6 protein-coding genes and 1 pseudogene are annotated in these 8,024 nt (G+C 70.1%); 1 reads left to right on the forward strand and 6 read right to left on the reverse strand.

Annotated elements, in window-relative coordinates; all coding sequences use genetic code 11:
* Positions 1–80: 80 nt before the first annotated feature.
* From tsaB to gap, 6 genes and pseudogenes are all read right to left on the reverse strand, one after another.
* Positions 81–725 carry a tRNA (adenosine(37)-N6)-threonylcarbamoyltransferase complex dimerization subunit type 1 TsaB gene (gene tsaB, locus ACG2DA_RS01015; RefSeq protein ID WP_395253592.1) on the reverse strand — a complete coding sequence of 215 codons (645 nt, stop codon included), beginning with the start codon at positions 723–725 and terminating at the stop codon, positions 81–83.
* A complete protein-coding gene (locus ACG2DA_RS01020; protein ID WP_395253593.1) occupies positions 722–2,773 on the reverse strand; it encodes an ATP-dependent helicase in 2,052 nt (683 codons plus the stop codon). Before ACG2DA_RS01020 ends, tsaB begins: the two co-directional genes overlap by 4 nt.
* Positions 2,774–2,878: 105 nt before the next feature.
* A pseudogene (gene accD / locus ACG2DA_RS01025) lies at positions 2,879–3,753 on the reverse strand (acetyl-CoA carboxylase, carboxyltransferase subunit beta).
* Positions 3,754–4,425 carry a histidine phosphatase family protein gene (locus ACG2DA_RS01030; RefSeq protein WP_395253594.1) on the reverse strand — a complete coding sequence of 224 codons (672 nt, stop codon included), beginning with the start codon at positions 4,423–4,425 and terminating at the stop codon, positions 3,754–3,756.
* Entirely contained in the window at positions 4,422–5,066 is a 645-nt protein-coding gene (rpe, locus tag ACG2DA_RS01035; RefSeq protein WP_395253595.1) for a ribulose-phosphate 3-epimerase, read from the reverse strand. The genes ACG2DA_RS01030 and rpe overlap by 4 nt, the downstream gene beginning before the upstream one ends.
* Before the next feature lie 119 nt (positions 5,067–5,185).
* A complete protein-coding gene (gene gap / locus ACG2DA_RS01040; RefSeq protein ID WP_395253596.1) occupies positions 5,186–6,205 on the reverse strand; it encodes a type I glyceraldehyde-3-phosphate dehydrogenase in 1,020 nt (339 codons plus the stop codon).
* Between the two features lie 253 nt (positions 6,206–6,458).
* Between gap and ACG2DA_RS01045 the strand changes: the two genes are divergently transcribed.
* Positions 6,459–7,961, forward strand: coding sequence for a fibronectin type III domain-containing protein (locus tag ACG2DA_RS01045; protein WP_395253597.1), 1,503 nt, complete (start codon positions 6,459–6,461; stop codon positions 7,959–7,961).
* The last annotated feature ends 63 nt before the right edge of the window (positions 7,962–8,024 follow it).

The raw sequence follows: 8,024 nt of genomic DNA on the forward strand, positions 1-8,024 counted from the left end.
CACCGGCGGGAAAAGGACGGAACGCAGTAGAATGTACCCCCGGCGCAGCCTCCGCCCAACCCGGACGGCGGCCGATCCGGTCAACTCGGCGTCGAGTCCGCCTTTTCTTCGGCGCTGCTGCGGCGAACGTACAGCGGAACCAGGGCGAACGGATCGTCCCGCCGCCCGGCCCGCCAACGCTCCAGCCCGACGGCGAGCGCCGTCCGCGCGGTCGCGGGGCCGCAGGCGTCCTCGCCGACTCGAACCAACTCGCCGGGCCCCTCGACGGAGGAAACGAGCCGCGGTCCGTCGGCGAGGGGCAATTCGCCGGGGCCGGCGGTCGTCACTTCGGTGAGGTAGGAGTCGCCCCGCAGGGCGTCGCTGACGATCCGCAGTCGCGTCCCCGGCGGATCCCGGCGCTGCACGAGCCGTTCGAGTGCCAGGTGCGAGGGCACCCCCACCGCGTCGCACCCGGCGGCGAAGGCGAGGGTTTTCGCGAACGTCACCGCCAACCGCAGCCCGGTGAAGCTGCCGGGACCGAGCGTCACGCAGACCAGCTCGACGTCCCCCAGCGCGAGGCCGTGCCGTCCGCAGAGGGCGGCCGCCTCCGGGACCAGCACCCGGCCGTTCCGCCGGCCGCGGGAGTCGAGCAGGCACAACTCCGGCTCCGCGGGCGGCGCCCACAGACAGAGCGACGCGGTCCGCCCCGCGGCGTCCACGGCGAGCGTGATCGGGTCCCTGCTCATCGGCGGTTCCGCGTGTGCGTGACGCGGGCCGACCGGCCGCTGCCCTTCGCTCGGCGGGGCACGAACGGCTTCGGCTTCCGCTCCTCCTTCGGCGGGCCGGGCCACTGTTTGCCGCTCATTTCCGCGAGGAACCGGCTCGGGTGGCAGGGCCGCACCCGCCCCCGGCTGCGACGGCCAAGGCAGTAGCTCAGCGTGAGGTAATCCCGGGCCCGGGTCAGGCCGACGTAGCAGAGCCGGCGTTCCTCCTCCATCGCCGCCCGGGTGCCCAGCTCCACGCTCCGCTTGTGGGGGAGCACCCCCTCCTCCAGACCGACGAGGTACACCCGCGGGAACTCCAGCCCTTTCGCGGAGTGCAGCGTCATCAGGACCACCGCCTTGCCGGGGCCGTCCGGCTTTTTGTCCTCGACCTCCCGCTCGCCGAGCGTGGTTTCCTGCAGATAGCCGGAGAGCGTCGGCGCCTTCGCCTCGGCGCAGTAGTTCCGCAGCGAATCCAGCACTGCCTCCACGCCGCCGCTGCGGGCGATCCGCTCCTGCGGGTTGTCGTACCGGCGGTCGATCTCCGCCTCGTAGTCCACCCGCTCCAGCAGGTTGGCCGCGACGGCGGAGAGGTCCCGGGCCGAGGCGAGTTTGCGGCGGAACTCCGCCAGCAGGGCGCGGAAGTCCCGCAGAGCCGCGGCGGTCTTCGGGTTGATCTCCCCCCGGCCGATGCGGGCCTCGGCCGCCTGCCAGAAGGAGGCGCCGGTGCGGACGGCTTCGTCCAGCGTGTCCTTCACCGTCGTCTGCCCGATGCCCCGCGGCGGGACGTTCACGATCCGCAGCAGCGCCCGGTCGTCCCGCTCCGATTCGACCGCCCGCAGGAGCGCCATTACGTCCTTGACCTCCTTCCGGTCGAAGAAGCTCTGCCCGCCGACGACCTCGTAGGGGATCTGCCGTTTGCGGAGGTGCTCCTCGAACGGCCGCGTCTGGTCGGCGGTGCGGTGCAGGATCGCAATGTCGCCCGGGTTCACCCCTCGCTGTTTGGTGAGGAAGTCAATCTCGAGCACGACTTGCTCGGCCTCGACGTCGGCGTCCTGGTAGGGCGTGACCTTCACCGGGTTCGTCACCCGCCGGGCCGGGGTGAGCGTCTTGTCGTGCCGGGCCTTGTTGAAGGTGACGAGGCGGTTCGACCACTCGATCACCGGGGCGGCGCAGCGGTAGTTCTCCTCCAGCCGGATCACCTTCGCCCCCGGGAAGTGCGAGGCGAAGTGCAGGATGTGCTCCACGTCGGCGCCGCGCCAGCCGTAGATCGACTGATCGTCGTCCCCCACCACGCAGAGGTTGCGGTGCCCGTCGACGAGGGCCTTCAGCACGCCGAACTGGACGCCGTTGGTGTCCTGATACTCGTCCACCTGGACGAAGTCGAACCGCCCGGCGTGGTAGGCCAGCCGGTCCGGCCGTTCGCGGAACAGGCGGAGGACGAGCAGGAGCAGGTCGTCGAAATCGACGCCGCCCTCGGCCTGCAGCTTCTCGGCGTACTTGCGGTAGGCGACGGCGGCGAGGAAGTCGCGGTCGTCCTCCACCGCCCCGACGGCCTCCTTCGGGGAGAGCCCGGCCGTCTTCCACTTGCTGATGCGGGCCAGCAGGTCGCCGGGCTTGAGGGCCCCGTCGGCGAGCTTCACCTCCCGCAGCACCCCGCGGGCGGCGCTCTCCTGGTCGCCGCGGTCGAAGATTGCGAACCGCTCCGGCAGGCCGAGGTTCGCCGTTTCCTGACGCAGAATCCGCAGGCAGAGGGCGTGGAAGGTGCTGATGACCGGCGCCGCCTCGCCCCGTCGGCGTTTGCGGCCCGGATGCAGCAGGGCGGACGCCCGCTCCCGCATCTCCTTCGCCGCTTTATTGGTGAAGGTGACCGACAGCGTCCGGTCCGCCGGCGTGCCGCCGCGGATCAGCTCCGCGAGGCGGTGCGTAATAACCCGCGTTTTGCCGGTGCCCGCCCCCGCCAGCACCAGCAACGGCCCCTCCCGGTGCCGGACGGCCTCGCGTTGCGGGGGATTCAGTCCGTCGAGGCTCAACGTGGCGGGATGACAGGGGGAGCGAGCGTCCCATCGTAGGGTCCGCTCCGCGGACCGTGCAGAGTGGGGCCGGACCGAGACGCGGTCCGCACAGCGGACCGTACGTTAGCGGGCGCAGTAGTCGATCAACCGGGCGACTTCGCCGCGGAGGTCGGGGCGGCTGACGATGCGGTCGACGAAGCCGTGTTCCAGCAGGAACTCGCTCGTCTGGAAGCCGTCCGGGAGCTTCTGCTTCACAGTCGCCTCCACGACCCGGGGGCCGGCGAAGCCGATGAGGGCCTTCGGTTCGGCCAGCACGACGTCGCCGAGGCTGGCGAAGCTGGCGGCGACGCCGCCCATGGTGGGGTTCGTCAGCACCGACAGGAACAGCCCGCCGGCCTCGTGGAAGCGGGCGAGGGCGGCGCAGGTCTTGCCCATCTGCATGAGGCTGAAGATGCCCTCGTGCATCCGGGCGCCGCCGCCGGAGCCGCTGACGATCGCCAACGGAAGTTTCTGCTCGGTGGCCCGCTCGATCGCCCGGGTCAGCTTCTCGCCGACGACGGAGCCCATCGAGCCCATAATGAAGGCGGAGTCCGTGATCGCCAGCGCCAGCGGGCGACCGCGGAGATAGCCGCGGCCGGAGACGCAGGCTTCCGAAAGCCCGGTCCGCTTCTGCTCCGCGACGAGGCGCTCCGAGTACGGCTTACGGTCGGAGAAGCCGAGCGGGTCCGCGGGCCGCAGGTTCTCGTCCCACTCCTCGAAGCTGTCGGCGTCGAGCAGGTGGGCGATGCGGTCGCGGGCGGAGATGTAGAAGTGGTGGTCGCATTCCGGGCAGAGGCCCTGGCGTTCGTCCACCAGCTTGCGAAACACCGTTTGGCCGCAGCCGGGGCAGCGGACCCACACGCCTTCCGGGACGCCGCGCTTCTTGGGCGGGTCGTTTCCGGTGCGTTGGGCGCCGGCGCCGTGGGGCGGGACGGGGTCCGTGGGGGGGCGGTCTTCAGTCATCGCGATTCGGTCGACGCCCCGTTCTCGGCCAGGTCCGCGTCCTGAGTTCCGGACACGGCGGCCAGTTCTTCACTGCTGAGACTGGAAACGGACGCCTCCTCCCGGACGGTGCCCTCGGTGCTGACGACCGTCACGCTGCCGCAGCGCCGCGGCTGACCGAGGGGGCCGTCAAACTCCACCACCTCGCCCAACACCACGCTCTCGATCAGCGTGGCGAGGGGGTCGGCCGCGACGATGCCGAACGCGCGGCCCTTTTTCAACGGTTTCGCCAAAGCGCGTCGCACCCGTTCCAGCGCCTCGCCGACGCTTTCGCCGTCCGGCGGGCAGACGCTCTCCGGCTCGTCGTGCCACTTGCGCGCCAGCTTCGGGTAGCGGCGCCGCACGTCGTCCACGGTCAGACCCTCCCACAGCCCCTGGTCGAGGTTGCAGAGATCCTCGGTGACCTTCACCGGCAGATCGAGCCGTTCGCCGAGTTGCTCGGCGGTCGCGGCCACGTTCCCCCCCGCCCCACGGAGGAGGTAGGAGAGGTGCAGACCGCGGAGGGCGTCGACCAACTCGGCGTTCTGGGCCTCGCCGGCGGCGTTGAGCGGCAGGTCGAGCCGGCCGGCGATGCGGCTTTGGGCGTCGTAGTCGGTGCACCCGGGACGAATGACGGCGACCTCAGTCATCGCGTCGCCCCCGCCGCGGTCTTCGCGAGTTCCTGCACGGCGGCGCCGTAGTCCTCTCGGTTGAACACGCTGGAGCCGCACACGAAGTAGGTGGCCCCCGCCGCGGCGGCCGCGGCGATGGTGTCCCCCGCGACGCCGCCGTCGACGCCGACGACCGCGTCGCCGGCCGCGTCGACCGCGGCGATCTTCTCGTTGGAGCCGGGCAGGTAGCTCTGTCCGCCGAAGCCGGGGTTCACGCTCATGACCAGACAGAGGTCGTAGCGGCCCTCGATCGCGGCCAGCCGTTCGACGGGCGTCTCGGGGTTCAGACAGACGCCCGCCGCGACGCCGGCCTCGCGGATGCGGTCCAGCAGCTCGGGCGAAAAGTCGTCCGCCTCCACGTGCACCGTCACGACGTCGCAGCCGGCCTTGAGGTACTCGTCCAGGTACTTACCCGGCTCGCTGACCATCAGGTGGGCGTCGAAGATCGCCTCGGTCCGCTCGCGCAGATCGGCGATCACCATTGCGCCGTAGGAGAGGTTCGGCACGAAATGGCCGTCCATCACGTCCCAGTGCAGGGCCTTCGCCCCGGCGGCGTCCAGCAGGTCGACTTCATCCGCCAGGCGGGCGAAATCGCACTTCAACATGGAGGGTGCGATCACGGGAGCCGACTCCCGCAGCACGCCCAACGCTCGTTCTCGCCGTGTCATACTGCCCTGCTGGAGGAGGAACGAATAACGCCGAGGCCCCGGCGGGGCCTCGGCGTTACCACACTTCACGCTCAGAGCGAGGCGATCTTGGCGATAATGTCGGCGGTCCGGTTCGAGTAGCCGAACTCGTTATCGTACCAGCCCATCACCTTAACCATCGACGGGCCGATGGAGAGGGTGAACTCGCCGTCGAAGATGCAGGAGTGCGGGTCGCCCACGATGTCGGAGGAGACGATCGGGTCCTCGGTGTAGGACATGATGCCCTTCAGCGAACCCTCGGCGGCGGCCTTCATCGCGGCGTTGACGTCCGCGGCCGAGGCGGACTTCTTCAGCGTCGCGGTCAGGTCGGTCACGCTGCCGGCGGGCACCGGCACGCGGAGGGCGAAGCCGGTCAGCTTGCCGTCGACCGCCGGGATCACCTTGCCGACGGCCTTCGCGGCGCCGGTGGTGGTCGGGATGATGTTCAGGGCGGCGGCCCGGGCGCGGTGCAGGTCCTTGTGGATCTGGTCCGCGACGTTTTGGTCGTTGGTGTAGGCGTGGACGGTCGTCATCAGCCCGTACTCCAGGCCGAACTCCTCTTCCAGCACCTTGACCATCGGGGACAGGCAGTTGGTGGTGCAGCTCGCGTTGGAGATGCACTTGTCGCCGGCCTCGAGGGTGTCGTCGTTGACGCCCATCACGATCGTCCGGTCGATATCGTCCTTCGCCGGCTGGCTGAGGACGACCTTCTTGGCGCCGGCGTCGAGGTGGCTGTCGTAGCCGGGCTTCGACTCGCTCTTCCGGGTGGCGAAGATGCCGGTGGACTCCAGGGCGACCTCGCAGCCGACCTTGTCCCACGGCAGGTCGGCGGGGTTCCGCTCGCTGAAGACGGGGATCTTCTTGCCGTTGACGATCAGGCCTTCCTCGTCGGCCTCGACCGTGCCGGGAAACCGGCCGTGAACGCTGTCGTATTTCAGGAGGATGGCCAGGGCCTGGTTATCGGCCAGGTCGTTGATCCCGACGATCTCGAACTCCTCCGGCCGGGCGGCCATCGCCCGGAAAGAGATGCGGCCGATCCGCCCGAACCCGTTGATGCCGACTTTGACCGCCACGAAACGTCTCGCTTTGAAGGTAGTATTGAACTCGGTGATGAGGGCCGTCGCGGGAGCCGGAACGCGGGCGCAGCGTCTCCGCCGACGGCCGGCGGATCGTACGGGCGGGGGGGCGGTCCCACAACCGAGCGCTCCCGGCGGTCGCCCCTCCGGTCGGCGGACGCGTGACGGATTGTGAAGCGACGATGAAGCCGGCGGGCCGGAGTGGGGCGGCGGACTGGCGTCCGGTTCCGCCTGTCGCACAATCTCAGCCATGTTCAACCGCACCGCCTTCGCCGCGGCCGTTCTGGTCGCGCCCGCCGCCGCCCTCGCCCATCCGCCGGGGGAGCACGGCGCCCACCTGCACGTCGGCGACCTGCCCCGCCCCGCGGAGCAGGCCGCCGAAATCACCCATCGCCCCACCGCGATGCCGGATCGCGTGGTGCTGACCTTCGCCCACGATCCGGCCACCACGCAGGCCGTCACTTGGCGGACCTCCGCGGACGTCGAGAAAGGCTTCGCCCAGATCACGCGGGCGACGCGGGGGCCGCAGTTCGTCGACCCGAACGACCGCATGCGGGCGGACGGCGATCTCGTGTCCGTCGTGCCGGCGAAGACCTCGACCTACCGCACCGAGTTATCGGCGGCGAACTACCACACCGCGGAGTTCACCGACCTGACGCCCTCCACCAAGTACGTGTACCGCGTCGGCAACGGCACGAACTGGAGCGAGTGGAACCACTTCACCACCGCCGCCGACACGGCGGAGCCGTTCGCCTTCATCTACGTCGGCGACGCCCAGAACGAGGTGTTCAGCCTCTGGAGCCGCGTGATCCGGCAGGCCTACGCCGACGCCCCCCGGGCCGCCTTCACCCTGCACGCCGGGGACCTCATCAACAACGCGGAGGCCGACGAGGAGTGGGGCGGCTGGTTCGACGCCGCGGGCTTCATCAACCGCGGCACCCCGGTCCTCGCCACCCCCGGGAACCACGAATACTACACCTCCGACAAGTCCGTCTCCGACCACTGGCGGCCCACCTTCGCCTTTCCGGAGAACGGCCCGGACATCCCCGGCCTGGAGGAGACGGTTTGGTATCTCGACTATCAGGGGGTGCGATTCATCAGTCTGAACTCCAACGAAAAGACGAAGGAGCAGGTCCCCTGGCTGCGGGAGACGCTCGCCTCGAACCCGCACCCGTGGACGATCGTGACGTTCCACCACCCGCTCTATAACTCCAAGGAGGGGCGGGATAACCCGGACTTGCGGAACGCCTGGCAGCCGCTGTTCGACGAGTTCGGCGTCGACCTCGTGTTGCAGGGGCACGACCATACCTACGCCCGCAGCAAGCTCGTCACCGCGGCGGACAACGAGCTGGAGAAGAACGTCGAGGCCAGCGCCGACGCCGACGTCCGCAGCCAGCCGGCGGATGCGAACCGTGGCGACGCGGCGGCTGACGCCGAAGTCGTACGGGAAGTGAAGAACGTGGCGGCGGGCGTCACCGGCGTCTCGGACGCCGGCACGGTGTACGTCGTCAGCGTCAGCGGGCCCAAGATGTACGACCTGGGCGACCGTCCGCTGTTCCGCCGCACCGGCGACGGGACGCAGCTCTACCAGATCGTTCACGTGGACGGGAACACCCTCCGGTACGACGCCTATACCGCGACCGGCGCCCTGTTCGACGGCTTCACGCTGACGAAGAACCCCACGGGCCCGAACACCCTCACCGAGGACGCCGCCGACGACGTGAAGGTGCCGGTCAACGCGCAGACGCGTTGAGCCCGAGCGGCGCCTGCCGGCGGCGCGCGTCGTCGTCGGAGCGGAGGGTCACGCCGGCGTCCC

Origin of the sequence: Alienimonas sp. DA493, from assembly GCF_043951915.1 — a bacterium.
Lineage (GTDB): Bacteria > Planctomycetota > Planctomycetia > Planctomycetales > Planctomycetaceae > Alienimonas.